The sequence below is a fragment of the Sphingomonas sp. CFBP 13714 genome (assembly GCF_014842205.1).
In the GTDB taxonomy this organism is placed as follows: Bacteria; Pseudomonadota; Alphaproteobacteria; order Sphingomonadales; family Sphingomonadaceae; genus Sphingomonas; species Sphingomonas aerolata.
Map to the genome: position 1 here is coordinate 244,377 of NZ_JACYVG010000006.1, position 25,559 is coordinate 269,935.

Here is a 25,559-nt window from a genome sequence, read left to right on the forward strand (position 1 = left end):
GCTGGCGGCCCGTGAGAATCACTCGCAAGAGCTGTATGAGCCCCGTGGGAAACCTGCGTTACCTGCATGGTTGTGCAAGCAACGGCAACCGCCGGGCGCCGGTCGTAGCCCCCAGCAATACCGTCACCCCAGCAAATACTGGGGTGACGGACATTTGGCAGGCCGGCCCGGTCTACCGACCAAAATGCATCAGCGCAGCGCGCCGGCCACCAGCTTATGCAGCCGCGAATGCAGCGCATCATTTGCCGCGAGGAACTCGTTGCGCTCCATCGCGCGGTCGCCACCGCGGAAGTCGGTCACATAGCCGCCCGCTTCCTTGACCAGCAGCATCCCGGCCGCGACGTCCCACGGCTTCAGGTTCGATTCCCAGAAGCCGTCGAACCGCCCCGCTGCCAGCCAGGCGAGATCGAGCGCCGCCGCGCCGAGACGGCGGATCCCCGCCACCTCGGGTGCGACCGCACCGAAGATACGGCTCCACTGCGCGAAATCGCCATGACCGAGGAACGGAATACCCGTCGCGATCAGCGAATCGGCCAGATCGCGCCGCGACGACACGCGCAGGCGCTGGTCGGTCAGCCACGCGCCGCGGCCTCGCTCAGCCCAGAAGCTCTCGTCGGTGAGCGGCTGATACACGAGCGCAGTCGTGACCTCGCGCTTGCCATTCGGCATCGGCTCCTCGACCGCGATCGAGATGCAGAAATGCGGGATGCCGTGGAGGAAGTTCGACGTGCCATCGAGCGGGTCGACGATAAAGCGCGGCTTGTTGGGATCACCCGCGACCTCGCCGCGCTCCTCCATCAACATGCCCCAGTCGGGGCGTGCGTGGCTCAGCTCTTCGAAGATCGTCTGCTCGGCGCGCTGGTCGGCCTGGCTGACGAAGTCGGCGGGACCCTTGCGGCTGACCTGCAGCTGCTGGACCTCGTTGAAATCGCGGCGCAGGCGCGGCGCGGCCTTGCGGGCGGCGCGCTCGATGACGGTCATGATGCCGGAATGGCTGGGCATTTCAATCCTTTCAGCCCCCCCCTTCAGGGGAGGGGTTGGGGTGGGGCAGTGCCGCAGACCGAGGCCGTGGGCAAAGCCCGCGTCGTCGGCCGGGCCATGCCCGCCGGCCGGGCCGGCGGGTCGTGCGGATAGCTTAAGCTATCCGTCTCGGCCGCTCGGCCTTAATCAGCACGCCTTACATAGGTCTGCTCATAGACATCGACCACGATCCGGGTGCCGGCACCGATATGCGGCGGCACCATCACGCGCACGCCGTTCTCGAGCACCGCAGGCTTGTACGACGACGAGGCGGTCTGCCCCTTCACGACCGCATCCGCCTCGACGATCAGCGCCTCGATCGTGTCGGGCAACTGGACTGAGATCGGCCGCTCTTCCCAGAGCTCCATCACGACATCCATGCCATCCTGCAGGAACGCCGCGGCGTCGCCCAGGATGTCGGCATCCAGCGTGATCTGCTCGTAATTGACCTTGTCCATGAAGGTCAGCGCGTCGCCGTCGCGGAACAGATACTGGAAGTCGACCGTGTCGAGCCGCACCTTCTCGACGCTCTCGGCGGAGCGGAAGCGCGTGTTGCTCTTGCGGCCGTCGATGAGGTTCTTCATCTCGACCTGCATATAGGCGCCGCCCTTGCCGGGCTGGGTATGCTGAATCTTCACGGCGCGCCAGATGCCGCCTTCATATTCAAGGATGTTGCCGGGACGAATCTCGACCGCGTTGATCTTCATGACCGATTCCTGCTGGAAAGAGCTAGGGGCCGTCCGCCAGGCAAAGCCGTGCGGAAACCCGAAGCCGCGCGCTTTAGCGGGACGGCCGCGCGCGGGCAAGCAGCGGGTAGGGATTGACCTCCTCGCCCTGCCACCAGCGCTGGCCCGGCTGCATCCGGCTCACCCCGAAATGCAGGTGATAATTGCCTGCGCCCGCGTCACCGGTGTCGCCGACATAGCCAAGCCGATCCCCCGCCCCGACCTCCATGCCTTCGCGCAAGCCCGGCGCATAGCCCGCGAGGTGCGCGTAATAATAGGTCCAGCGCCGGTCGGGTGACCGGACATAGACGGTGATCCCGCCAAGCGCGCTCTGGAACAGCTTTTCGATTCGTCCCGGCGCCGCGGCGACGACCGGCGTGCCGCCCGCCGCCATGATGTCGGTGCCATGATGCCCGCGCAGCCCGCCGCCGCGCGGATCGTTCCAGCTGTTGCCGACCGCGGTGCGCTTCACGCCGAGCACCGGCATCGTCAATGCTCGCGGCGCATCAGCATTCTGGACCTCTGCCTGAGCCTTCGGAGAGGCTGGCGACGGTGTGCGCCACGCCACCGCCTGCCGCCCACCGTCGCCGAACGACAGCATCGAAGCGAACGCGCCGACCACCAGGACGATCAGCGCGAGAATAACCCAGAACGTCCGCGTCATGCGATCAGGCCTGGAAGACCGCCTTGGTCCCCGGCTTGATCATCATCGACAGTCGCGCCGCATCCCAGTTCGTCAGGCGGATACAGCCATGGCTTTCGGCGCGCCCGATCGTCTCGGGATTGGGCGTGCCGTGAATGCCGTAATGATCCTTGGACAGGTCCATCCAGACGACGCCGACCGGACCGTTCGGCCCCGGCGGCAGCATCTCCTTCTTCTGTCCCTTCTTCGCATCCCAGAACAACGCCGGGTTGAAGTGGAATTTGGGGTTATAGTCGGAGCCCTTGATCGTCCACGTCCCCAGCGGCAGCGGGTCGTGGCTCGACCCCATCGTCGCGGAGAACTGCGCGATCAGCTTGTCGTTCGCGTCGAGCACCCGCAGCACGCCATCGGACTTGTCGACGACGACGTGATCCGCCTGAGGCTGCTTCGCATCGACGTTGAGCATGTTGAGCGTCGCGCGCCAGTCGGGGCGGAACTTGGAATCATAGTCGCGCGACGTCGGCAGAGCGTTGGGAAACACCACCTTTGTCCCCGCCGACAGTTTGGTCGACGGCGAGTTGAGGGCCATGATCACCGCGGGCGTAGTGTGGAACATCTCACCCAGCTTCTCCATGACCGTCCGGTAGCCGATCGTTTGCAGCTCGGCCTGCTTCGCCGGGTCCTTGGGCAGCGGATTGACGAACGGCCCCGCCAGCATCTCGGGCGTCAGCGCAACCGTGACAGTCGGCCGTGCCGCACGATAGGGATACAGCGCGCGCATCGTCTGCGTGTCGGGCTTGCCCGTAATCGGCAGCCCCTTTGCCTCCTGGAACCCCTTCAACGCCGCGACGAGCGACTGACCACCGCGTCCGTCAAGTACGCCCGGACCGAAACCCAGATGATCGAGGATCACCTGGACGTGCAGTACGTTGCGGTCGATCGGTACCGGCTTGGCAGGGACAGGCTGCGCCACCGCCGGCAGGGCCGCGAGCAGGCAACCTGCAAGAACCGAAGCTTTCGTCACAAATGCCGTCATGCTCGTCATCCCAACCGTTACGCTACTGCATCAAACGGTTGGAACGACGGTTGTTTCCGTGACGCCAGCCAACGCGCCTCCATCACCCCAAACTGTCATCCTGACGAAAGTCAGGATCCAGAGCCGCAAGGCGCAGCGCGACAGTTGAGGTATCCGAGGGCGACGCAGGGTCTCAACGCTTGGCGAGCACCTCGCCGAATGCCTTGATCGCAGCGACCTCGTCACCATTCCAGACGGCGCCCGACACCGCGATGAAATCGGCGCCCGCCGCCGCCAGCGCCGCGGCATTGTCGGGCGTGATCCCGCCGATCGCGACACACGGCATCTCGAACAGCGTCGACCACCAGGACAGGAGCACGGGCTCGGCCAGATGCTCGACGGTCTTGGTCGTGGTCGGATGAAAGGCCCCGAACGCGACATAGTCGGCGCCGGCCTCGCCCGCTTCCATCGCCAGATGCCGGCTGCCGTGACAGGTGACGCCGATCTGCGCATTGGGGCCTAGCTGCGCGCGCGCCTCGCGCGGATCGCCATCGCTTTGCCCGAGATGCACGCCGTCCGCGTCGAGCCGCTTTGCCAGCCCGATATCGTCGTTGACGATGAACGCGACGTCGCGCTCGGCGCAGATCGCGCGCAGCGGCGCGCCGAGCGCCGCAGCGGCGTGCTGGTCGATGTCCTTCACGCGGAACTGGAACGCCGCCACCGGCCCGGCGTCGATCGCACGTGCCAGTCGTTCGGGAAAGTCTCCGCCGACGTCGAGCGGCGAGACGAGATAGAGCTGACATGGCGGCCGCCGCATGTCGCGGCGAAAATTCTCGGCGAATGTCGGGTCGAGCGGGCCCAGCGGATCTTCTTCGGTCATTCCCCGCCCCTAGCGGGTCGCGCCGCGCCCGTCACCCCGGCGCAGAGCCGGGATGACGGACGGGCGAAACCGCGCTTATTCCTCGTTCTTGTAGATCCGGATGATCCGGTCGAGCATCGCCAGCGCCTCGTCGCGCGGACGCTGGAAGGTGTTGCGGCCGATGATCGAGCCGTTGCCACCGCCGTCACGAATGTCGCGTGCATCCTGGAAGACCGCATCGGCACCCTTGGACGCGCCGCCCGAGAACACGTTGATGCGACGCCCGGCAAAGCTCGACTGGACAACGTGGCGGACGCGATCGGCCTGCTTCGACCAGTCGGTCCCCGCATAGAGCGGCTTGGCTTCCTTCTGCTCGATATGATCGGTCGGCAGCTTGGTCTTGATGATGTGCGCGCCGAGCAGCGCCGCCATGTGCGCGGCATAGGCGCCGACGTCGAGCGCGAGCTCGCCGTCCTTGGTCAGCTCGCCGCCGCGCGGATAGGACCAGATGACGGTCGCGATGCCGACCGACTTGGCCTCTTCGCTCAGCTCGCGGATTTCCTCGACCAGGTCGAAGAACTGGTCCGCGCCCGGATAGATGGTAAAGCCGATTGCCGCCGAGCCGAGCCGCACGGCGTCCGCCACGGTCGCGGTCACCGCCTGGTCGATCGACGTCGCCCAGCTGTTCGAGCTGTTGCACTTCAGAATCGTCGGGATCTGCCCGGCGAACGTGTCCGCGCCCGCCTCGAGCATGCCGAGCGGGGCTGCATAGGCGCTGAGCCCGGCGTCGATCGCGAGCTGATAATGGTAATGCGGGTCATAGGCCGCCGGATTGACCGAGAAGCTGCGTGCTGGGCCGTGCTCGAAGCCCTGGTCGACGGGCAGGATCACCAGCTTGCCGGTACCGCCGAGCTTGCCCTGCATCAGGATGCGCGCAAGGTTCGCCTTTACGGCCGAACTCGTGGCCTCATACTTGTCGAGGATGGATTTGACGTGCGGTGTGATGGTCGAGGTCATGGTCATTCCTGTCTTAGAGTTCGAGCCAGCGGCGCAGCGCGTCGTCGACCCGGGTCATGGTGGTGATGGGTATCGTACCGATAATCTTGACGATGGCGTTGCGGTCGAGCGTGTCGAGCCTGTCGACCTGAATCTCGCTGTCGCAGAGAAGACCCGTCTCGGGCGACGCCTCGAGCGACACGCGAAAGAGGCTGGTGCCGGTGATGACGCTGGTGAGTGGGCACAGCGAGACCGTGCCATGATCAGCGAACAGGTCTGACTGAACGACGAGGAACGGTCGTGGCTTCCGGGAAGACTCCCCTTTGCCAGCCCCGATCACGACCATGCCCCGTGTAATTTTCACGTCAGGGACTCCGCGAACATGGCATCCCAGTCTTCGTCCTTCGCGTGTCGATCATGTGCGGCAGCGAGGAGCGATTGCCGCTTTGCCTCCGCAAGGAACGCTTCATCGTGGCGTTCGACGTAGCGGCGCACGGCTTCGCGTGCGATATCGCTCTTGCTGCGTCCTTGCGTGCGGGCGACCGCCGCGAGTCGTTCTTCGAGGTCGCTATCGAGCCTGACGCCGAGCATCCGAGTCTCCGTTTAACATGTTAAACATAGGCAAGGGGCGGCGCTGGATCAACCCCTGCCCGACCGCACTCGAACGCGCGCCAGGGACGGATTGACGCACGATCCCCGGACGCCGAGGATGGCGAAGGGAAAACCTCCGGGGGGAGAGCGGGCAATGACGGTTTCGACAACGGGCGTGGTCGCGAGCGCTCTGGCGCTCGCGATCGCGATGACGCCGTCTCACGCCACGGCGACGATCAAGGTCGGCGACCGGGCGCCAAGGTTCGAGATGACGCTGATCGACGGCAGCAGGATCAGCAGCACCGACCTGCACGGACAGGTCGTCATCCTCAATTTCTGGGCGACATGGTGCGGGCCGTGCAAGGCGGAACTGCCGCTGCTCGATACCTATTATCGGCTCCGCAAGGACAACGGTCTGCGCGTCTTCGCGGTCGCAACCGAAGATTCGCTCCCGGCGTACAAACTGAAACCGGTCTTCGCGGCGTTGGCGATACCATCGGCCCGGCGGATCAAGGGCGCGTTTGGCGTCATGGGCGCGCTGCCAACCAACTACATCATCGATCGCGCCGGGGTCGTCCGCTATGCGAAACCCGGCGCGTTCGACCTGGCCGACCTGAACAGGCTGCTCGTGCCCCTGCTCAACGAGCCGGCGCCGAAAACTTAACGGGTCAGCGCGGCGACGCCGGGCAGGTCCTTGCCCTCCATCCACTCCAGGAACGCACCGCCGGCCGTCGATACGAAGGTAAATGCATCCGCGACCCCGGCATGGTTGAGCGCCGCGACCGTATCGCCGCCGCCCGCGACCGAGACCAGCGAACCACCCTCGGTGAGTGCCGCCGCCGTCTTGGCGAGCGCGACCGTGGCAGTATCGAATGGCGGCGTCTCGAACGCGCCGAGCGGACCGTTCCAGACGAGAGTACGGCAATTCTTCAGGACGTCGCCAAGTGATTCGACCGCGGCCGGGCCGACGTCGAGGATCATCTCGTCCGCTGCGACCTCGTGCACGTTGATCGTGCGCGTGGCGGGGTTCGGCTTGAACTCTTTCGCAACGACGACGTCATAGGGCAGATGGACGGTGCAGTTCGCCTTGTCGGCAGCCTCCATGATCTGTTCGCAGGTGGCGGCGAGCTCATGCTCGCACAGGCTCTTGCCGACGTCGACGCCGCGCGCCGCGAGGAAGGTGTTGGCCATGCCGCCCCCGATGATCAGGTGATCGACGCGCGTGACCAGGTGCCGCAGCACGTCGAGCTTCGACGAAACCTTCGCGCCGCCCACGACCGCCGCGACGGGATGCTCCGGCGCGCCGAGCGCCTTCTGGAGCGCGTCGAGCTCGGCCTCCATCGCGCGGCCGGCAAAGGCGGGCAGGACATGCGCCAGCCCCTCGGTCGACGCGTGCGCGCGGTGCGCGGCCGAGAAGGCGTCGTTGACGTAGAGATCGCCCAGGCTGGCGAAGCGCGCGACCACTGCCGGGTCATTCGTCTCTTCGCCGCCGAAGAAGCGCGTGTTCTCCAGCACCGCGATGTCACCGGGTTCGAGCATCGCGACCGCGTCGTCCGCGCCCTCCCAGTCGACATAGCGAACCTCGCGGCCCAGCACTTCGCTATACGGCCGGACGACCTGCGAGAGCGAGAATTCCGGGCTCGGATTGCCCTTGGGGCGGCCGAAATGGGCGAGGATCAGGACGATCGCGCCCTTGTCGGCCAGCTCGCCGACCGTCGCGACGGTCGCCCGCAAGCGCGTGTCGTCGGTGACGGCCCCTTCGGCCATCGGCACGTTGAGGTCTTCGCGGACAAGCACGCGCTTGCCCTGCACATCGCCCATGTCGTCGAGTGTCTTGAATGGCTTGCTCATGATTCTTCGATCCTGATCTCGTCACCGACGGCGATTCTGCCGCCCATCAAAACGCGGGTACACGCCCCGCCCCGCCAGTCGGGCGTGAGCGCGGCGAACAATCCTGGCGCCAGGGCTTCCATCCGTTCGCACGGATCGGTGTGGCGCGTCACCTCCAGCACGACGTCCGCGCCGATGCGAAGCCGCGTGCCGGGTATCTGGGGAAGGTCGAAGCCGTCGACGAGAAGGTTCGCGCGGCGTTCGTACCAGGGAATATCACAGCCGACCTCGGCCATCGCGGCATCCCAGTCGCCGCGTTCGAGCAACGTGACCTGACGCCGCCCCCTGCCGCCGGGCTTCACATAGCCGCGAAAGTCACCGTGCAGGCCAGCCTCGATGGTGATCTCGACATGGTCGATGACCTCCATCGGGGCTTTCGCTCGGGCGTGACGCGCGATGCCGGCGATCGTGCCTGCGGCCCCGGCCTCTTTCCCGTTCGTGTCGAGCGCAGTCGAGACACCAGCTGTCACGAGCCGCGACTTTTCGACTTCGCTCGAAGCGAACGGCAAGGGAGGAAGCGGAACCGCATTCTCGTACTCTACCTCAGATGAACTTCGCCATCGCCGTGGCCGTGTCGACCATGCGGTTCGAGAAGCCCCATTCATTGTCGTACCAGCTGACGACGCGGACCAGCTTGCCGTCGATCACTGCGGTCTCCAGGCTGTCGATCGTCGACGAGGCCGGGGTATGCTGGAGATCGATCGAGACGAGCGGCTCGTCCGACCAGTCGAGCACGCCGACCAGCGGGCCGCTCTCGGATGCCGCCTTCAGCACCGCGTTCACTTCTTCGCGCGTCGTGTCGCGCGAGGGCGTGAAGGTCAGGTCGATCAGTGACACGTCCGGCACGGGCACGCGGATCGCCGAGCCGTCGAGCTTGCCCTTCAGTTCGGGCAGCACTTCGGACACGGCGCGCGCGGCGCCCGTCGTGGTCGGGATCATCGACATCGCCGCAGCACGTGCGCGACGCAGGTCCGGGTGGATCTGGTCGAGGATCTTCTGGTCGTTGGTATAGGCGTGGATCGTCGTCATCAGGCCGCGCTCGATGCCGATCGCATCGTTCAGCACCTTGGCGACGGGGGCCAGGCAGTTTGTCGTGCACGACGCGTTCGACACGATCGTGTGCTCGGCCGTCAGCTTGTCGTGATTGACGCCGTAGACGACCGTCAGGTCGACATTCTTGCCCGGTGCCGAGATCAGCACCTTCTTGGCGCCGGCGTCGAGATGCTTCTGGCAGCTTGCCTTGTCGGTGAAGAAGCCGGTGCATTCGAGCACGATGTCGACGCCCAGTTCGGCGTGCGGCAGGTTGGCGGGGTCGCGCTCGGCGGTGACGCGGATTCGCTTGCCGTCGACGACGAGTTCATTGCCCTCGGCCGACACGTCGCCCGGATATTTGCCGTGAACGCTGTCGCGCTTGAACAGCCAGGCGTTCGACTTGGCGTCGCCGAGATCATTGATCGCGACGAGTTCGAGTGCGCCGCTCGACTGCTCGAGAACCGCGCGGGCAACGAGCCGGCCGATCCGCCCGAAACCGTTGATCGCAACCTTGACCGTCATTGCTGTATCTCCGCTACGCCCGTGAGTCCGTTCCGGGCGCGCTGCCTTTGCGGGGCGGTGGGGCGCCCTGTCAACACCATGGACGGTGTGCGGCACGGGCGAAAGCCGCTTGCCGCGCCCCCCGGCCATGCTATCTCGCAATCTATGCCAGATACTCTTCCCGACGCGCCGACGGCCGTCGACAGGCCTCCCGACGGTCCAACCGCGGTCGACAGGATCGACGCCGCTATCGGCCGGATCGAAGCCGCGATCCACGCACGCGCCGAAAGCGGCGACGCACTCGCCAGGCGGCATGCCGCGCTCAAGGCGCGCATGGCGGAGGCGGTCGCCGCGCTCGACGACGTCATCACCCGCGGGAGCCCCAACTGATGGCACAGGTCATGCTCGATATCGGTGGCCGCCCGCATGCGGTCGCGTGTCGCGACGGCGAGGAATCGCGCGTGCGTCTGCTCGGCGCGATGCTCGCCGAACGCTGGCCGGTCGCGGACCGCGCCGCCGGGGGGCTCAGCGCCGAACGCGCGATGCTGTTCGTCGCACTGATGCTCGCCGATGATCTCGACGAAGCCGCGCATCGTCCGCCCGAAGGATCGGCGGTCAGCGAGATCGCGCTGACGCGCATCGCCGATCGTCTCGAAGGACTTGCACAGGCCCTTGAGCAAAGCCCGCCGAGCGCCTAGATTGGCCTTGGCGGGTTCTGCCCGGTACGAGCCTTTATTATCCCTGAGGCTATTCATCATCCATAGGGGGCTGTCCCTGTTAGGACCCTGGTCCGAAGCATATGGTCCCCACCTGACGTACCGTGCGTCAGTGGATAACCCGGCACACGGCCATGGTGGGCCCGCCACATCACCATTCCCGTCATCGGACGATACCCGCATGATCGATCCGCACCCGTGAGCGACAAGGCCGCGCTACGTACCGCATTGCGGGCCGCCCGTGCGGCCGCCGCGCCGGTCGAGATCCGCGTCCCGGACGCGTTCCTGGCCCGGCTTTCGCCCGGCCTGACCGTCGCCTCCTATGTTCCGATGGCTGGTGAGGCGGATCCCTTGCCGTTCGCACGCGCTGCTGTCGAGGCAGGGTGCGTCATCGCGCTTCCCCACGTCGTGCGCCGCGACCAGCCGATGCGGTTTCTCGCGTGGGAGACCGAGGCGGCGCTGATCGCAGGCCCCTTCGGGCTTCACCAGCCCCCGGCCGATGCCGCTGCGCTCGCCCCTGACATCATCCTCACCCCGCTGGTGGGGTTCGATCGTCACGGCAATCGCATCGGCCAGGGCGCAGGCTATTACGACCGCGCATTTCTCGCGCATCCCGACGCATGGCGAATCGGGATCGCGCTGGCGATCCAGGAGGTCGACGCGCTGACGCCCGACGCCTGGGACGTGCCGCTTCACGCCATCGCCACAGACAAGGACTGGATCACGCCATGACACCTAGCTGGCGCAAACCCGCCGGGATGCTCGGCATCCTGTTGCTGATCACCCTGTGGTGCGTCGCGATCGTCAGCCTGTCGACGATCGTCGGCAGCTGGCACTGGCTGGGCCAGCTGGCATTCTATCTCGTCACAGGGCTGATCTGGATAGCGCCGCTGAAACCCGTGCTGCGCTGGATGGAAACGGGGCGCTGATCCCGGTCACTGTCCGGACGGCGGCTAATATTTTAAAGGGGAGCTCGGCCACCCCTTAGGGTGGCGCGAGTGACGGGACTCGAACCCGCGACCTCCGGCGTGACAGGCCGGCGCTCTAACCAACTGAGCTACACCCGCATTCCCAATGACGACCTCTGCACAGCACCCGCAAACCGGTCTGGCAGTCGTCACCGTCGTAGACACTATTTCACACCATCGACGAACGATGGCGCGAGTGACGGGACTCGAACCCGCGACCTCCGGCGTGACAGGCCGGCGCTCTAACCAACTGAGCTACACCCGCTGAAACAGCGTGGAGGCGGCAACTAGGCGAGGGTTGGGATAGCGTCAACCCCCATTCAGCCGCCTGTTTCACGTTGGTCGTCGGACGCGTCCCCCCGGCGCCGATTCCGCCCGCTTTTCTGCTGCACCAGCGTGCCATGCTCGAACAGGAACCCCGCGATATCGGGCTTCCCCGCTGCGCCCAGCACGGTCTGAATGATGATCAGCAGCGGCACCGCCAGCAACGCGCCGAGCGTGCCCCAGACCCAGCCCCAGAAGCTCAGAGAGATCAGGATCAGCAGCGGGCTGATCGTCAGCCGGTGGCCGACGATGAACGGCGTGATCGCGTTCGCCTCGACGAGATGCAGCCCGTACATCAATGCCGGGGGAAGCAGCGCCATCCAGATATCCGAAAAGGTCATCAACCCGCCCAGCCCGAGCAGGAACGCGCCGATCACGGGTCCGAAATAGGGGATGTAGTTCAGCAGGGCGACGATCCCGCCCCACATCGCCGGATAGGGCATGCCGATCGCCCACAAGGCGGTGCCGGTCACGATCCCGAGCAGGACATTGATGACGGTGATCGTGCCGAGATAGGCCGAGACATCGTCGACCACGTCCTGAATCACGCGGGCGGTCGCCATCGCCCCGTCGAAGCTCGTGCGGCCCGTGATCGTCTGCCGTCGCATGCCCGTCCAGCCGGACAGGAAGAAGAACACGATCAGGATCCCGAACAGCAGCTGGACGATGACCGCCGGCGCGGATGTCGCGGCGAATTCGAGGATCGAACTCGGTGCCGCGACGCCCGCGGTTGCAGGCTGCTTGATCGGCGTCGACGCGACCTGCCGCAGCGTCTTGTTCACATATTTCTCGAGGCTCGAATAAAGATCGAGCAGCGGCGCCAGATTGCTCTGGATCCGATCGAGCCGTGTCGGCAGCAGCCGAAAAAAGTCGGTTGCCGGCACGAGGATCGCGGCGATCGCGACATTGGCCGCGACCAGGAACACCAGAATGCACGCGAGCGCCGCGATCGGCGACGGCACGCCCCGCCGTTCGAGCCATTCGAGCACCGGAATCAGTGCGACGGCGATCACCAGCGCGGTCGTCAGCGGCAGGAAGAACTCCGCCCCTGCCTTCAACGCGAACGGCAATGCGATGACCAGCCCAATTCCGGCGGTCAGCGTCAGCGCGGCGAGCAGGCGATCGCGTCGCTGCGCGATCCGCATCGCATCCTCGACACCAACGCCGATCGGGGGTTCGAACACCCCTTCCGCGCTGGTTTCCGTGGTTGCCCCGCCCCTAGCGGGCGGCGGCCCTCCCTCATGGACGTCCGCCGTACCCGCCTGGGCCGTATAATCGTCGTTCGCCATGCCGTTACCCCTCGCTTGCCCTTCCCCTTGTCACAATCGGGGCGGCATTCAAGCGGTGTTGACGGTCCGCCCGCGCGATGCAGAACGAATCGCCCTAAACTATGATGCCGTGGCCGGGATCCGATCCGCAAAAAGCGATTGCAGGTCCTTTTTCAGGATCTTGCCGTTCGCGTTGCGGGGCAAGGTCTCGGGCACGAAGCGGATGGCGACGGGCGTCTTGAAGGCCGCGAGCCGTTCGCGCACCCAGGCCTGCAGCTCCGCCTCGCTCGCCTGCGCACCGGGGGCGAGGTGGACGACCGCGACCGGCTCCTCGCCCAGCGTGCGGTGCGGCAGTCCGATCAGCGCGCAGTCGGTGACCGCGGGATACGCGTAGAGGACATTCTCGACCTCCGACGAATAGATGTTCTCGCCGCCCCGGATGATCATGTCCTTGGCTCGGTCGACGATGTAGCAAAACCCCTCCTCGTCGAGCCGCGCGAGATCGCCCGTCCGCACCCAGCCGTCGATGAACGTCGTCGCGGTCGCCTCCGGCTTGTTCCAATAGCCCTTCACGATCATCGGCCCGCGCGCCCATAGCTCGCCGACCTCGCCGATCGGAAGCTCGGTGACGCCGTCCTCCGCGACGATCTTCAGGTCAACGACCGGCGCGGGTGGCCCCGCGCTGCTCGGTCGGTTGAGATAATCCTCCGCGCCGTGATGCGTGACTGTCGCCATCGTCTCGGTCATGCCCCAGCCATTGCCGGGCAGCGCGCCGAGCTCGCTATGGATGCGCCTGACCAGCTCGGGGGCAGACGGCGCGCCGCCATAGGCGATCGATTCGAGCGACGAGAGATCATAGTTGCCGCGGTCGGGATGCTCGATCAGCTGCCACGCGATCGTCGGCACGCCGCCGGTCACGTTCACTTTTTCGCGTTCGATGATCTCCATCGCGCGGACGGTGTCCCACTTGCGCATGAAGATCATCGTGCTCCCCGTCGCGATCACGCCCATCATGCCCGCCGAGCAGGCGGTGACGTGGAAGAGCGGGATGACCGTCAGCGTCACGCGCGGGGTCGGCTCGGGCGGCATCTCGCCGCGCCGCAGGGCCGAACGCGCGCCCGAATAGCCACCGGTCAGGATGTTCGACATCATGTTGCGATGCGTCCCCAGCGCCCCCTTGGGGGCACCGGTCGTGCCGCTGGTATAGAAGATTGTCGCATCGTCGTCGGGCGCGATCACCGCGTCGGGCAGCGGCTGATCGGGCAGCGCCGCCCAGTGCGAGGACGTCCCGATCACGCCCTCCAGCGGCGCTGCGATACCCGTCAGCGGCGCGACCGCGCGGCTGACCAGCACCTGCTCCAGCGACGGGATCGTCGCGTAGATATCCTCGAGCCGGTGATGGCGTTCATCGTCGGTGATCAGGACCCGGGCACCCGAGTCGGCGAGACCATAGGCCATCTCCGCCCCCGTCCACCACGCGTTCAACGGCACCATCACCGCCCCGATCGCCGTCGCTGCGAAGAACGCGACCGGCCATTCGGGCAGGTTGCGCATCGCCAGCGCGACGCGGTCGCCCGGCCCGATGCCGAGCGCCCGCAGATGCGCCGCCAGCGTCGTCACCGCGCGCCACGTCGCTTCATAGGTCACACGCTCGTCTTCATAGATGGTGAAGACCCGCTCGCCATGACCGCGCGCGGCCTCGATCAGGTAACGCAGCGACGGCGGCGCATTCTTCCACACCCGCGTCGCGACCCCGCCGATCGTCACGGTCTCCATCTCGAACTTGCCGCCCGGCGCGGTCAGACGCCGTTCGGTTTCCGCCATCGACATGACCGGCCAGTTGGGGTCCAGGGCGATGATTGGTTCATGAGCCAAGGCCAGCCTACTCCAAATATGAATTTCGGGTTTGGCTTATCCGCCAACCAGATGCACGTTTAGAGTTGATTTGCACGCCACTCAAGGCAATAGGAGTGCCCATGTTCGAACCGGGGGTATGGTGCATGCGGGGAAGCTGGCGATGACCGCCGCGTTCGCTGGGGCGGCTGAACGGCATGGCTTCGATCCGGCACGGCTCGCCGCGATCGATAGGCTATTGAAAGACCGCTATATCGTCACCGGCAAGCTCCCCAATGCGCAGCTGCTGATCGCGCGCGACGGCGAAACCGTGCATTTCTCGCATCAGGGCCTCGCCCGCGAAGGCGGCGCGCCGATCGACGAGACCTCGCTGTTCCGGATCGCGTCGATGACCAAACCGATCACCTCGGTCGCGTTCATGATGCTGGTCGAACAGGGCCTCGTCGCACTCGACACGCCGGTCCATCACGTCCTGCCCGCGTTCAAGGGGATCGGCGTCTATAACGGCGGCGGTGCGGGGGTCCCCTTTGCGGTGAAACCGACCGCCGAGCCGATGCGGATGATCGACCTGCTTCGCCACACCTCGGGTCTGACCTACGGCTTCCAGAATCGCTCGAACGTCGACGCCGCCTATCGCGAAGGCAAGATCGAGAACTGGCACGGCAATCTCGATCTCGACGGGTTCGTCGCCGCGCTGGGCGCGCTGCCGCTCGAATTCTCGCCGGGGACCGCGTGGAATTATTCGGTGGCAACCGACGTGCTGGGTGCCGTCGTCGAGCGCGTGTCGGGCGTCACGCTCGACACCTTCTTCACGACGCGAATCTTCGTGCCGCTGAAGATGGACGACACGGGATTCCAGGTTCCTGCCGACAAGACGGATCGCCTGACCGATTGCTACACGGTCGCGCCGGGCAAGGGGCGCACGATGCTCGACCGCGGCGAGAAGAGCGCGTGGAGCCGTCCGCCGACGCTATTGTCGGGCGGTGGCGGGCTTGTCTCGACCGCGCTCGACTATCAGCGCTTCTGCCAGATGTGCCTCAACGGCGGCGAACTCGACGGTGCGCGGATCCTCGGCCGCAAGACGCTCGAACTCATGACGCAGAACCATCTGCCCGGCGGCGCCGATCTGACGACGATGTCCCGGTCGATGTTCAGCGAGGCGACCAATGCCGGCACCGGTTTCGGTCTCGGCTTTGCGGTGACGATCGACCCGGTACGGTCGATGATGCCGGGGTCGAAGGGCGAATATTACTGGGGCGGGATGTTCTCGACCGCCTTCTTCATCGATCCGGTCGAGCGCCTGTCGATGGTCTTCATGACCCAGGTCTCGCCCAGCAGCCTCTACCCCATCCGCCGCAAGCTCAAGACGATGATCTACGCCGCCATGACCTGATCCGTCAGCGGCCGTCACCAGGAGAGAATAATGACCACCCCGATCCGCACCGAACGCCATGACGACGTCCTCGTCATCATCTCGAACAACCCGCCGGTCAACGCGCTCGGCGCGGCAGTCCGCCAGGGGCTCGAGGCCGCGATCAAGGAAGGCGTCGCCGACGCGAGCATCGCCGCGATGGTGATCCGCTGCGAAGGCCGCACGTTCTTTGCGGGCGCCGACATCACCGAATTCGGCAAGCCTATGGTCGAGCCCGGCCTGCCGACCGTCGTCGACATGATCGAGGCCTCGTCGAAGCCCGTCGTCGCCGCGATCCACGGCACCGCGCTGGGCGGCGGCTGCGAGGTCACGCTCGGCTGCCATTACCGCGTCGCCGTTCCCTCCGCGAAGATCGGCACGCCCGAGGTCAAGCTCGGCCTCCTCCCCGGCGCAGGTGGCACGCAGCGCATCCCGCGCATCGCCGGCGTCAAGCTCGCGCTCGAGATGACCGCCAAGGGCGATCCGATCTCCGCGAAGACGGCGCTCGACGCCGGTCTGATCGACAAGATCGTTGGCGAGGACAGCCTGGAAGCCGACGCGATCGCCTTCGCGCGGGAGGTCGCGGCCAAGCGCCCCCTGCCCCGCGCGTCCGAGAAGACCGCGCAGGCCGATCCCGACGCGGTCGCCGCATTCAAGAAGGAGAACGCCCGCCGCTTCCGCAACTTCGACGCCCCCGCCGCCAACATCGCCTGCGTCGAGAAGGCCTCCGACGGGTCGAGCTTCGCCGATGGCGTCGCGTTCGAACGCGAGCAGTTCATGGCGCTTATGATGGGCGTCCAGTCCGCCGCGCAGCGCCACATCTTCTTCGCCGAGCGCCAGGCCGCCAAGATCGACGACGTCCCCGCCGACACCAAGCTGCGCGAGATCAAACGCGTCGGCGTGATCGGCGCGGGCACGATGGGCGGTGGCATCGCGATGAACTTCCTGTCCGCCGGCATCCCCGTCACGATCGTCGAGATGCAGCAGGAGGCGCTCGACCGCGGCACCGGCGTCGTCCGCAAGAATTACGAGGCGACCGCCGCCAAGGGCCGGATGAAGCCCGAACAGGTCGAACAGGCGATGGGCGCGCTGAAACCCACGCTCGATTTCGCCGACCTCGCCGAATGCGACCTGATCATCGAGGCGGTGTACGAGACGATGGAGGTGAAGAAGGACATCTTCACCAAGCTAGACGCAATCGCCAAGCCCGGCGCGATCCTCGCCTCGAACACCTCCTATCTGAACATCGACGAGATCGCGGCGTGCACCAAGCGGCCCGAGGACGTCGTGGGCATGCACTTCTTCTCACCCGCCAACGTCATGAAACTGCTTGAGGTGGTCCGTGGCGACAAGACCGCGGACGACGTGCTCGCGACGGTCATGGCGCTCGCCAAGAAGATCAGGAAGGTCGCGGTGGTCGCGGGCGTCACTTATGGCTTCATCGGCAATCGCATGCTGATGCCGCGCCAGGTCGAGGCGACCAAGCTGCTGCTCGAAGGTGCGAGCCCCGAGCAGATCGACCGCGTCCATGTCGCGTTCGGCATGCCGATGGGCCCGTTCCAGATGAGCGACCTCGCCGGCGTCGACATCGGCTGGCACCGCGACCCGAGCCGGATCGAAAATATCCGCGACGCGCTGGCGGCAGAAAACCGCTGGGGCCAGAAGACCAAGGCGGGCTTCTACGACTATGACGAGAAGCGCACGCCGTCCAACTCCCCCCGCGTCGCCGAGATCATCGACGATTTCCGCGCCAAGTCGGGCGTCACCCCGCGCGAGATCAGCGACGAGGAGATCGTCGCGCGCACGCTCTACACGATGGTCAACGAAGGCGCGCTGATCCTCGAAGAGGGCAAGGCGCAGCGTGCGTCCGACGTCGATGTGGTGTGGATCTACGGTTACGGCTGGCCGGTCTATCGCGGCGGCCCGATGTTCTGGGCGCAGTCGGAAGGCTTGCCAAAGGTCGTCGCCGGGCTCGAAAAATACGGCTTCCCGGTTGCCAAGTCGCTCAAGGACGCCGCCGCGAGCGGTGGAAAGATCAAGTAAATTCTACGCCCTCTCCCCTCGGGGGAGAGGGAGAAAGGAAGACACGATGACCGACCTCGACACCTTCCGCACCGAAACCCGCGCCTGGCTCGCGGAAAACTGCCCGCCCGAGATGCGCAAGCCCGTCCGCTCGGAGGACGATGTCTGCTGGGGCGGTCGCCAGTTCACCCCGTCCTCGCCCGCGCAAAAGGACTGGCTCGACCGGATGGCCGCCAGGGGATGGACCGTCCCCGACTGGCCCAAGGCCTATGGTGGCGGCGGCCTGTCGCCCGCCGAGGCCAAGATCCTCCGCGAGGAAATGGCAGCGATCAAGGCGCGCAACCCGCTCAACAGCTTCGGCATCTCGATGCTCGGACCCGCGCTGCTCAAATATGGCACCGAGGAGCAGAAGCTCGATCACCTGACCAAGATCGCGCGCGGCGAGATCCGCTGGTGCCAGGGCTATTCGGAACCCAATGCGGGCTCCGATCTCGCCGGGCTTGCCACCTCGGCCGAGGACAAGGGCGACCATTATCTCGTCAACGGCCAGAAGGTCTGGACCAGCTACGCCGACAAGGCCGACTGGATCTTCTGCCTCGTTCGCACCGACAAGACCTCGAAACAGGGCGGGATCAGCTTCGTGCTGTTCGACATGGCCACCCCCGGCGTCTCGACCAAGCCGATCCTGCTGATCAGCGGCAATTCGCCGTTCTGCGAGACCTTCTTCGACAATGTCGAGGTTCCCAAGGTCAACCGCGTGTACGAGGAGAACAAGGGCTGGGACGTCGCCAAATATCTGCTCGGTCACGAACGCGAGATGATCTCGGGCATGGGGCTCGCCTCGTCGGGCGGCAACCCGCTGATCGACGGCGCGATCGCCACCGTCGGGCTCGGCCATGACGGCCGCCTCGCCGACCCGCTGCTCCGCGCGTCGATCGCGTTGTTCGAGGTGCGCGCCAAGGCGTTCGGGGCGATGTCCGAACGCTTCATCGACGAACTCAAGGCAGGCAAGGCCCACCCCGCGCAGCCGAGTATGATGAAATATTACGGCACCGAGCTGAACAAGTCGCGCTACGAGCTGATGATGGCGGCGGGCGGCTCGGACGCGCTCGAATGGGACAGCGACCGCTCGCGCGGCGGTGCGATCCCGCGCTCGTGGCTGCGCACCAAGGCGAACTCGATCGAGGGCGGGACGAGCGAGATCCAGCTCAACATCATCGCCAAGCGGATCCTCGAACTGCCGGCCTGAGCTCTACCGTTCTCCCGCGAAAGCGGGAGCCCAGAATCACGAACGCTGCGCGCGGGGCTCCTGGGCCCCCGCCTTCGCGGGGGAACAGAAATGCCACTCTATCTCGATGACGACCAGACCGTCCTTCAAGACACGATCCGCGACTTCGTCGCCGAACACGCCCCCGTCAGCCACATGCGCGCGCTTCGCGACGCCGATGACGCCACCGGTTTTTCGCGCGACCTGTGGAAGCAGTTTGCCGAGATGGGCTTCACCGGCATCCTGATCGGCGAGGACCAGGGCGGACTCGGCCTTGGCCATGTCGAGGCGGGCGTCGTGCTCGAACAGATCGGTCGCAACCTGTCGCCCTCCCCGTTCCTGACCACCGCCGTCACCGCGGTCGAGGCGCTCAAGGGCACCGGCCAGGCCGAACGCTGGTTCCCCGGCATCATCGCCGGCGAGACCGTCGCCGCACTCGCCATCGACGAGGCTGCCAAGCACCGCGACACGATCGCGATGACCGCCGAACGCGCGGGCAACGGCTTCAGGCTGACCGGCGCCAAGCGCTTCGTCGCGCATGGCCACACCGCCAAGCTGATCATCGTCGCCGCGCGCACCGCTGGCAGCGCGGACGATGCCGACGGCATCACGCTGTTCGCGGTCCCGAAGGACGCCGCCGGGCTGAGTGCGAACGCCGAACGCCTCGCCGATGCGAGCCTCGCCGCGCGCCTCGACTTCGACGGCGTGGAGGTGGATGCGGACGCCGTGATCGGCGAAGTCGATGCCGGCCGCGCCCCGCTCGACCGCCTTCTCCGCGCGGGTCGCACCGGCGCGTCCGCCGAGCTGCTCGGCGTCGGCGGCGGCGCGATGGACATGACAATCGGCTATATGAAGCAGCGCAAACAGTTCGGCACGCTGATCGGCAGCTTCCAGGCGCTCCAGCACCGCGCGGCGCATCTCTATTCGGAGATGGAGGTCGCGCGCGCCGCGGTGCTCAAGGCCCAGCAGTTGCTCGATCTGGGCCATGACAAGGCCGACGAGGCCGTCTCCGTCGCCAAGGCGATGACCGCGCTCGCGACGACGCTCAGCGTGCAGGAAAGCGTGCAGATGCACGGTGGCATCGGCATGACCGACGAATATGACATCGGTTTCTACATGAAGCGCGCGCGCGTGCTGGCCGAACTGTTCGGTGACGCTAACTTCCATGCCGACAGGCTGGCCATCGCCGCGGGCTATTGACCCGAACTTGTACCCCCGCGAAGGCGGGGGCCCAGACTGGGCTCCCGCCGTCGCGGGAGACCAAGGAGGTCAAATGCCTGACGAAACTGCCGAAGTAACACCCCAAGCCCTCGCCCAGGGCCTCGTCGACTTGCTCGAGATCGACGAGGTCGACACCGACCTCTATGTCGGCAAGCGCCAGCCCGGCGGCGTCGGCCGCGTGTTCGGTGGACAGGTGATCGCGCAGGCACTCCAGGCCGCGCAGCGCTCGACCGAGGCGCCCAAGGCCGCGCATTCGCTCCACGCCTATTTCATGCGGCCGGGCAACGAGGATTACCCGATCGTCTACCGCGTCGTCCGCGATTTCGAGGGCCGCAGCTTTGCCACGCGTCGCGTCATTGCGATGCAGAAGGGCCAGCCGATCCTCAACATGGCGGCATCGTTCCAGACCCCCGAGGACGGCCTCCATCACCAAGACGCGATGCCCGACGTCGCCCCGCCCGAGGAGCTGCGTTCCGATCGTGACCTGCGGCTGGAGAATATCGACGGCATTCCCGAAAAATTCCGCGCGCACATGCTGCGCTGGCGCCCGATCGAGGTCCGCCCGGTCAACCCGCGCAGCTGGATCGATCCGCCCGCGCAGGCGCCGAACCATGCCAACTGGTTTCGGATCGTGGCGCCGATCGGCGATGACCCGGCGATGCACCGCGCGGTCCTGTCCTATGCCTCGGACATGGCGTTGCTCGGAACCGCGCTGCTGCCGCACGGGATCAACTGGATCACGCCGGGTCTGCAGACCGCCAGCCTCGATCATTCGCTCTGGCTGCACGAGGATTTCCGCGCGGACGACTGGCTGCTCTATGCCTGCGATGCCCCCTGGTCGGGCCATGCGCGCGGCTTCAACCGCGGCAAGATCTTCTCCCGCGACGGACGGCTCGTCGCGAGCGTCGCGCAGGAGGGGCTGATCCGGATGCGAAAATAACCTTGGTTTACGGGGGTTAACCCGGTCTTCGTAAATTCCGATTAGTCCCGCGCGATCATTCTCCGGGATCATCGGCATGCAACGCCTTCTCTATATCAGCACGTCGCGCGGCCGTATGACGCAGCCGGTCATCGACGAGATCCTGCGGGTCTCGCGTCGCAACAATGCCGCCGCGGGCGTGACCGGTCTGCTCATCGCTGGTGGCAACAGGTTTCTCCAGGTGCTCGAGGGCGATGATCTCGCCGTATCGCGCACTTTCGATCGCATCCAGCGCGACGACCGGCATTTCGCGATGGTGCAGCTCGCGAAACAGACGATCACCGAGCGCAGCTTCGGCAGCTGGTCGATGGGATTTGCCAGCGGCGCGGCGCCTGGCGGTGGCGCGACGTCGCCCGCCGCCACGATCGCGGCGCTGATCGCACCGATCGAGGATCCGACGCTACGCGGCTATTTCACCGGTTTCGCCGACCTCCATCTCTCAGCCGCCTGAGCGGACCGCATCAGGCTGCGGTCTTGCCATAACCCTGCCGCGTCACCGGATGGCTCGACGACAATCCGCCATCGACCACGATCGCCTGACCATTGACGTAGCTTGCGTCATCGGAGGCGAGGAACACCGCGACCCGGGCAAGCTCCTCGGGCTGCGCGCCGCGGTGGAGCGGGTTGAGACGGCCGACGCGGTCCATCTTGTTGGCCTCGCGCGCATAGTCGAACACCGGCTTGGTCATCCCCGTCTCGGTCAGCCCTGGGCAGATCGCATTGACCCGGACGTTCGCACCCGACAGCTGCTGCGCCGACACCGCCGCGAGGTTGATCACTCCCGCCTTGGACGCGGAATAGGCCGGCGACCCTGCGCCCGACCGTAACCCGGCGACACTCGCGGTCAGCACGATCGCGCCGCCCCTGCCCGTCTCGGCCGCGCGCGCGACGATCCGTGGTGCCGCGTGCTTGATGGCGAGGAACGGACCGATCAGATTGACCCGCAGCACTTCGGTGATCAGCGCGACGTCGGTGTCGAAGAGATTGGCCATGCCGCCCGAGATGCCGGCATTGGCGAACAGCACGTCGAGCCCGCCATGTGTATTACAGGCGAGTGCGACCATGCGGATCACGTCCTCCTCCTCCCCCGCGTCGACGCGGATCGGGGTGGTGATGCCGCCGGCCTGGCTGATCAGATGCGCGGTTTCGTCCGCACCCTCGGTACGGTCCGCGACGACGACATGCCCGCCCTCCGCCGCGAACAGCAATGCCGCCGCGCGGCCGATGCCGGATCCTGCGCCGGTGACGATGATCGACCTGTTCTCGAACCGCATGATGCCCTCCCCTTCAGATCGTGACGCCGCCGTCGATGACCAGCGTCTGCCCGGTCATGAAACGACTCGCGGATGCGGCGAGAAACACCACCGCGCCCGCGATTTCCTCGGGTTCACCGATGCGTCGCAGCGGCACGCGGGTGTTCGCAGCCGCGATCCGCTCGGGATCCTCCCACAGCACGCGCGCGAAATCGGTGCGGATCAGGCCTGGCGCGATACAGTTCACGCGGACGCCCGACGGGCCGAACTCGACCGCGAGATTGCGTGCCAGTTGCATGTCGGCGGCCTTGCTGATGCAATAGGCGCCGATGACCGGCGATCCGCGAAGCCCGCCGATCGAGGAGATGATGATGATGCTGCCGTCGCGCTGCTCCGTCATGCCGGGGGCGACCATCTGGATCAGCCAGTGGTTGGAGACGATATTGTTGTCGAGGATCTTGCGGAACTGGTCGTCGCCGATCCCCGCCTGGGGTCCGTAATAGGGGTTGGAGGCGGCGTTGCAGACTAGCACGTCGATGCGGCCGAACGCGCTGCGGGTCGTGTCGACGAGATGCTGGAGCGCCGCCTTGTCGGCGATGTTCGCCGCGACCGCGATCGCGCGGCCCTCGCCGTAGCGCGCGTTGATCTCCGCCGCGACGGCATCGCACGCCTCCTGTTTCCGGCTGGAGATCACCACCCTCGCGCCATGTGCCGCCAGCTCGAAAGCGCTCGCCTTGCCGATCCCGCGCGACGATCCGGTGATGATCGCGACCTTCCCGCTCAGGTCGAACTGCGTCATGCCCTGCCTCTCCCCTTCTGCCTGCGGGACATGCGTCACGCGCCCGCCTTCACCGCAAACCCCCACGCCGCATCCGCCAGCGCATGGACCTTGGCGACCGTCGCCTCGGCCTGCGCGCTCGACGCGGTGCCGTCGATGATCCGCTTCTTGATCCCCTGGACGATCCCCGTGAGCCGGAAGAGGTTATAGGCGAAATACCAGTTGAGATCGGGAACGCCGTCCCGCCCGGTCGCGGCGCAATAGCGCGCGACGACCTGCTCGATCGTCGGAATGCCGGTCTCCGGACCGGTCAGGCCGAGCACCCCCGACCGGCCTTCGGGTTCGGTCACCCAGCTCATCAGCATGTAGGAAAAATCGGCGAGCGGATCGCCGAGCGTCGACAATTCCCAGTCGAGCACCGCGATGACCTTCGCGCCCGCACCGTCCGTCGCATGGGCGAAGATCATGTTGTCGATGCGATAGTCGCCGTGGACGATCGACGTCCGCGTCTGATCGGGCAAGGTCCGTGGCAGCCAATCGATCAGCCGCTCGACCGACTCCATCCGCTCGGTCTCCGCCGCGCGATATTGCTTGGTCCAGCGCCCCACCTGCCGCTCGAAATAATTGCCGGGCTTGCCATAGGATGCGAGCCCCGCCGCCGCGTAATCGGTGTTGTGAAGCGCGGCGAGCGCGTCGATCATCGCGTCATAATGCGCGCGGCGCTCGGCAGGCGTCGCACCCGGCATCGCGCCGTCCCAGATCGTCCGGCCTTCGACCATTTCCATCACATAGAATGGCGCGCCGATGACGTCGGGATCCTCGCAAAGCCCGTACGGTCGCGGCACCGGGAAACCCGTCGGATGAAGCCCGGCGATCACCGCATATTCGCGCTCGACCGCATGCGCCGAGGGCAGGATCGGCCCGAACGGCTTGCGGCGCAGGACATAGGCACGCGCCGGCGTGTCGAGCCGATAGGTCGGATTCGACTGGCCGCCGGCGAACTTGGCGTAGCGCAGCGGCCCGGCAAAGCCTTCGACAGCCTCCGTCATCCATGCCGTCAACCGGTCGAGATCGAGCCGGTCCCGCTCGCCGACCGGGATCGTACCGACCATCGTGCTGGCTGCGTCGCCGCTCATGAAAAGGTGATCACGCTGCGCGTCGTGTCGCCGCGACGCAGTTCGTCGAATGCATCGTTGATCCGTTCGAGCGGCATCCGGTCCGCGATGATCGTGTCGAGATCGAGCAGCCCGCGCATGTAGAAGTCGACGAGCCGCGGGATGTCGACCGGGAACCGGTTCGACCCCATGAATCCGCCCTGCAAGCGCTTGCCCGACAACAGGTCCATCGCCGACAGCCCTACCTTCTCGCCCAGCGGCATCATCCCCAGGATCGTCGCGGTCCCGCCGCGCCGCAGCACCTTGACCGCGGTCGCCGCCGACTGCGTCCGGCCGACCGCCTCGATCGCATGGTGGACGCCGCCCTTCGTCAGCGCGACAACCTCGTCCGCGGCGGTCTCGGACAGCGCGTCGAAGCTGTGCGTGGCGCCAAGCTTCTCCGCCATCGCGCGCTTCTCCGGCACCGGATCGAGCGCGATGATCTTGCCCGCACCCGCGATCTTCGCGGCATTCACCGCCGCCAGACCAATACCGCCGCACCCGACGACGCACACCGTCTCGCCCGGCGTCACGTCAGTCGTGTTGAACACCGCGCCTGCCCCGGTCGTGATCGCGCAGCCGAGCAGCGCCGCACGGTCCATCGGCATGTCGCGGTCGATCGCGACGCAGGCATGTTCGTGCACCAGCATCATCTCGGCATAGGCGCTCAGGTTCAGCATCTGCGCGATCGGCCGGTCACCCAGCATCAGCCGCGGCGGCGCACCCTTTGGACGCCGCACCGAACTGTCGACGCAGAGCGCCATGCGGCCGGTCACGCAGAATTCGCAGTGGCCGCAAAACGCCGAGAGGCAGGTGACGACATGGTCGCCAACCTTGACCATGGCGACCTCGTCACCGACCGCCTCGACGACGCCGCACGCCTCGTGCCCCGGAATGGTCGGCATCGCATGCGGATAGGCGCCGTCGACGAAGTGCAGGTCGGAGCGACACACCCCGACCGCGACGGTACGGATCAACACCTCGCGCGGACCCGGCTTCGAGACGATGACGTCCTCTATGCTGAGCGGCGTATTGGCTTCAAAAAGGACTGCGGCTTTCATGGGTGGTCTGG

28 protein-coding genes and 2 tRNA genes are annotated in these 25,559 nt (G+C 66.3%); 11 read left to right on the plus strand and 19 right to left on the minus strand.

All coding sequences use genetic code 11. The features are described 5' to 3' along the window. Positions 1–189 precede the first annotated feature (189 nt). The 8 genes from IFT54_RS15210 to relB form a co-directional block, all read right to left on the minus strand. Positions 190–1,002: an inositol monophosphatase family protein gene (locus tag IFT54_RS15210; RefSeq protein ID WP_031393846.1), complete on the minus strand. Its 813-nt coding sequence runs from the start codon at positions 1,000–1,002 to the stop codon at positions 190–192. A 161-nt stretch (positions 1,003–1,163) separates the two neighbouring features. After that, on the minus strand, positions 1,164–1,727 hold the full coding sequence (gene efp, locus IFT54_RS15215; protein ID WP_037527514.1) for an elongation factor P: 564 nt from the start codon (positions 1,725–1,727) through the stop codon (positions 1,164–1,166). Between the two features lie 73 nt (positions 1,728–1,800). After that, positions 1,801–2,409, minus strand: a complete 609-nt coding sequence (locus IFT54_RS15220; protein ID WP_192071247.1) for a M23 family metallopeptidase — start codon at positions 2,407–2,409, stop codon at positions 1,801–1,803. A gap of 4 nt (positions 2,410–2,413) precedes the next feature. Then, on the minus strand, positions 2,414–3,424 hold the full coding sequence (locus IFT54_RS15225) for a L,D-transpeptidase family protein (RefSeq protein ID WP_192071248.1): 1,011 nt from the start codon (positions 3,422–3,424) through the stop codon (positions 2,414–2,416). A 172-nt stretch (positions 3,425–3,596) separates the two neighbouring features. Beyond that, on the minus strand, positions 3,597–4,283 hold the full coding sequence (gene thiE / locus IFT54_RS15230; RefSeq protein WP_192071249.1) for a thiamine phosphate synthase: 687 nt from the start codon (positions 4,281–4,283) through the stop codon (positions 3,597–3,599). 75 nt (positions 4,284–4,358) lie between these two features. Then, the gene (locus IFT54_RS15235; protein ID WP_192071250.1) at positions 4,359–5,279 is read right to left on the minus strand and encodes a class I fructose-bisphosphate aldolase; all 921 of its coding nucleotides are present in this window, start codon (positions 5,277–5,279) and stop codon (positions 4,359–4,361) included. A 13-nt stretch (positions 5,280–5,292) separates the two neighbouring features. Then, a complete protein-coding gene (locus tag IFT54_RS15240; protein WP_037527513.1) occupies positions 5,293–5,604 on the minus strand; it encodes a type II toxin-antitoxin system PemK/MazF family toxin in 312 nt (103 codons plus the stop codon). Positions 5,605–5,618: 14 nt separating this feature from the next. After that, on the minus strand, positions 5,619–5,849 hold the full coding sequence (gene relB / locus IFT54_RS15245) for a type II toxin-antitoxin system RelB family antitoxin (RefSeq protein ID WP_037527511.1): 231 nt from the start codon (positions 5,847–5,849) through the stop codon (positions 5,619–5,621). 154 nt (positions 5,850–6,003) lie between these two features. On the opposite strand from relB, the gene IFT54_RS15250 reads away from it, so the two are divergent. Beyond that, the gene (locus IFT54_RS15250; protein WP_446740677.1) at positions 6,004–6,513 is read left to right on the plus strand and encodes a TlpA family protein disulfide reductase; all 510 of its coding nucleotides are present in this window, start codon (positions 6,004–6,006) and stop codon (positions 6,511–6,513) included. Here the strand turns inward: IFT54_RS15250 and IFT54_RS15255 are convergent. The 3 genes from IFT54_RS15255 to gap form a co-directional block, all read right to left on the minus strand. Further along, complete coding sequence (locus tag IFT54_RS15255; protein WP_192071251.1) at positions 6,510–7,700, minus strand: phosphoglycerate kinase; 1,191 nt, start codon at positions 7,698–7,700, stop codon at positions 6,510–6,512. The genes IFT54_RS15250 and IFT54_RS15255 overlap by 4 nt on opposite strands. Next, positions 7,697–8,107, minus strand: a complete 411-nt coding sequence (locus IFT54_RS15260) for an MOSC domain-containing protein (protein WP_192071252.1) — start codon at positions 8,105–8,107, stop codon at positions 7,697–7,699. Before IFT54_RS15260 ends, IFT54_RS15255 begins: the two co-directional genes overlap by 4 nt. 175 nt (positions 8,108–8,282) lie before the next feature. Further along, on the minus strand, positions 8,283–9,293 hold the full coding sequence (gene gap, locus IFT54_RS15265) for a type I glyceraldehyde-3-phosphate dehydrogenase (RefSeq protein WP_192071253.1): 1,011 nt from the start codon (positions 9,291–9,293) through the stop codon (positions 8,283–8,285). Positions 9,294–9,437: 144 nt separating this feature from the next. On the opposite strand from gap, the gene IFT54_RS15270 reads away from it, so the two are divergent. From IFT54_RS15270 to IFT54_RS15285, 4 genes are all read left to right on the plus strand, one after another. Further along, positions 9,438–9,662, plus strand: a complete 225-nt coding sequence (locus IFT54_RS15270) for a hypothetical protein (RefSeq protein WP_031396567.1) — start codon at positions 9,438–9,440, stop codon at positions 9,660–9,662. Further along, positions 9,662–9,970, plus strand: coding sequence for a cell division protein ZapA (locus IFT54_RS15275; protein WP_031440961.1), 309 nt, complete (start codon positions 9,662–9,664; stop codon positions 9,968–9,970). The genes IFT54_RS15270 and IFT54_RS15275 overlap by 1 nt, the downstream gene beginning before the upstream one ends. 216 nt (positions 9,971–10,186) lie before the next feature. Continuing rightward, on the plus strand, positions 10,187–10,720 hold the full coding sequence (locus tag IFT54_RS15280; RefSeq protein ID WP_037527506.1) for a 5-formyltetrahydrofolate cyclo-ligase: 534 nt from the start codon (positions 10,187–10,189) through the stop codon (positions 10,718–10,720). After that, positions 10,717–10,917, plus strand: a complete 201-nt coding sequence (locus IFT54_RS15285; protein ID WP_031396564.1) for a DUF2842 domain-containing protein — start codon at positions 10,717–10,719, stop codon at positions 10,915–10,917. The genes IFT54_RS15280 and IFT54_RS15285 overlap by 4 nt, the downstream gene beginning before the upstream one ends. A gap of 61 nt (positions 10,918–10,978) precedes the next feature. Here IFT54_RS15285 and IFT54_RS15290 read toward each other — a convergent pair. The 4 genes from IFT54_RS15290 to IFT54_RS15305 all read right to left on the minus strand — a co-directional run bounded on the left by IFT54_RS15290 (position 10,979) and on the right by IFT54_RS15305 (position 14,378). Further along, positions 10,979–11,055: transfer RNA gene (locus IFT54_RS15290), tRNA-Asp, on the minus strand. A gap of 89 nt (positions 11,056–11,144) precedes the next feature. Continuing rightward, positions 11,145–11,221, minus strand: a tRNA-Asp gene (locus IFT54_RS15295). Positions 11,222–11,276: 55 nt separating this feature from the next. After that, the gene (locus tag IFT54_RS15300) at positions 11,277–12,425 is read right to left on the minus strand and encodes an AI-2E family transporter (RefSeq protein WP_081874318.1); all 1,149 of its coding nucleotides are present in this window, start codon (positions 12,423–12,425) and stop codon (positions 11,277–11,279) included. A gap of 243 nt (positions 12,426–12,668) precedes the next feature. Then, positions 12,669–14,378, minus strand: a complete 1,710-nt coding sequence (locus IFT54_RS15305) for a class I adenylate-forming enzyme family protein (RefSeq protein WP_192071301.1) — start codon at positions 14,376–14,378, stop codon at positions 12,669–12,671. A gap of 187 nt (positions 14,379–14,565) precedes the next feature. Between IFT54_RS15305 and IFT54_RS15310 the strand changes: the two genes are divergently transcribed. From IFT54_RS15310 to IFT54_RS15335, 6 genes are all read left to right on the plus strand, one after another. After that, entirely contained in the window at positions 14,566–15,795 is a 1,230-nt protein-coding gene (locus IFT54_RS15310; protein ID WP_192071254.1) for a serine hydrolase domain-containing protein, read from the plus strand. A gap of 30 nt (positions 15,796–15,825) precedes the next feature. Beyond that, entirely contained in the window at positions 15,826–17,856 is a 2,031-nt protein-coding gene (locus IFT54_RS15315; protein WP_192071255.1) for a 3-hydroxyacyl-CoA dehydrogenase NAD-binding domain-containing protein, read from the plus strand. A 46-nt stretch (positions 17,857–17,902) separates the two neighbouring features. Further along, positions 17,903–19,084: an acyl-CoA dehydrogenase family protein gene (locus IFT54_RS15320; RefSeq protein ID WP_192071256.1), complete on the plus strand. Its 1,182-nt coding sequence runs from the start codon at positions 17,903–17,905 to the stop codon at positions 19,082–19,084. A gap of 90 nt (positions 19,085–19,174) precedes the next feature. Further along, a complete protein-coding gene (locus IFT54_RS15325; protein ID WP_192071257.1) occupies positions 19,175–20,302 on the plus strand; it encodes an acyl-CoA dehydrogenase family protein in 1,128 nt (375 codons plus the stop codon). A 73-nt stretch (positions 20,303–20,375) separates the two neighbouring features. Continuing rightward, positions 20,376–21,263: an acyl-CoA thioesterase gene (locus IFT54_RS15330; protein WP_192071258.1), complete on the plus strand. Its 888-nt coding sequence runs from the start codon at positions 20,376–20,378 to the stop codon at positions 21,261–21,263. Between the two features lie 76 nt (positions 21,264–21,339). Further along, positions 21,340–21,753, plus strand: coding sequence for a BLUF domain-containing protein (locus tag IFT54_RS15335; RefSeq protein WP_192071259.1), 414 nt, complete (start codon positions 21,340–21,342; stop codon positions 21,751–21,753). Between the two features lie 10 nt (positions 21,754–21,763). Here IFT54_RS15335 and IFT54_RS15340 read toward each other — a convergent pair whose 3' ends face one another. From IFT54_RS15340 to IFT54_RS15355, 4 genes are read right to left on the minus strand one after another with little or no spacing between them, the layout of a single operon-like run. Continuing rightward, positions 21,764–22,576 (minus strand): SDR family NAD(P)-dependent oxidoreductase, encoded by an 813-nt coding sequence (locus tag IFT54_RS15340; RefSeq protein WP_197984699.1) that lies wholly within the window; start codon positions 22,574–22,576, stop codon positions 21,764–21,766. 13 nt (positions 22,577–22,589) lie between these two features. After that, complete coding sequence (locus IFT54_RS15345; protein ID WP_192071260.1) at positions 22,590–23,354, minus strand: SDR family NAD(P)-dependent oxidoreductase; 765 nt, start codon at positions 23,352–23,354, stop codon at positions 22,590–22,592. A gap of 35 nt (positions 23,355–23,389) precedes the next feature. Further along, positions 23,390–24,469 (minus strand): phosphotransferase family protein, encoded by a 1,080-nt coding sequence (locus tag IFT54_RS15350; RefSeq protein WP_192071261.1) that lies wholly within the window; start codon positions 24,467–24,469, stop codon positions 23,390–23,392. Further along, positions 24,466–25,548 (minus strand): Zn-dependent alcohol dehydrogenase, encoded by a 1,083-nt coding sequence (locus IFT54_RS15355; protein WP_192071262.1) that lies wholly within the window; start codon positions 25,546–25,548, stop codon positions 24,466–24,468. Before IFT54_RS15355 ends, IFT54_RS15350 begins: the two co-directional genes overlap by 4 nt. Positions 25,549–25,559: the final 11 nt, after the last annotated feature.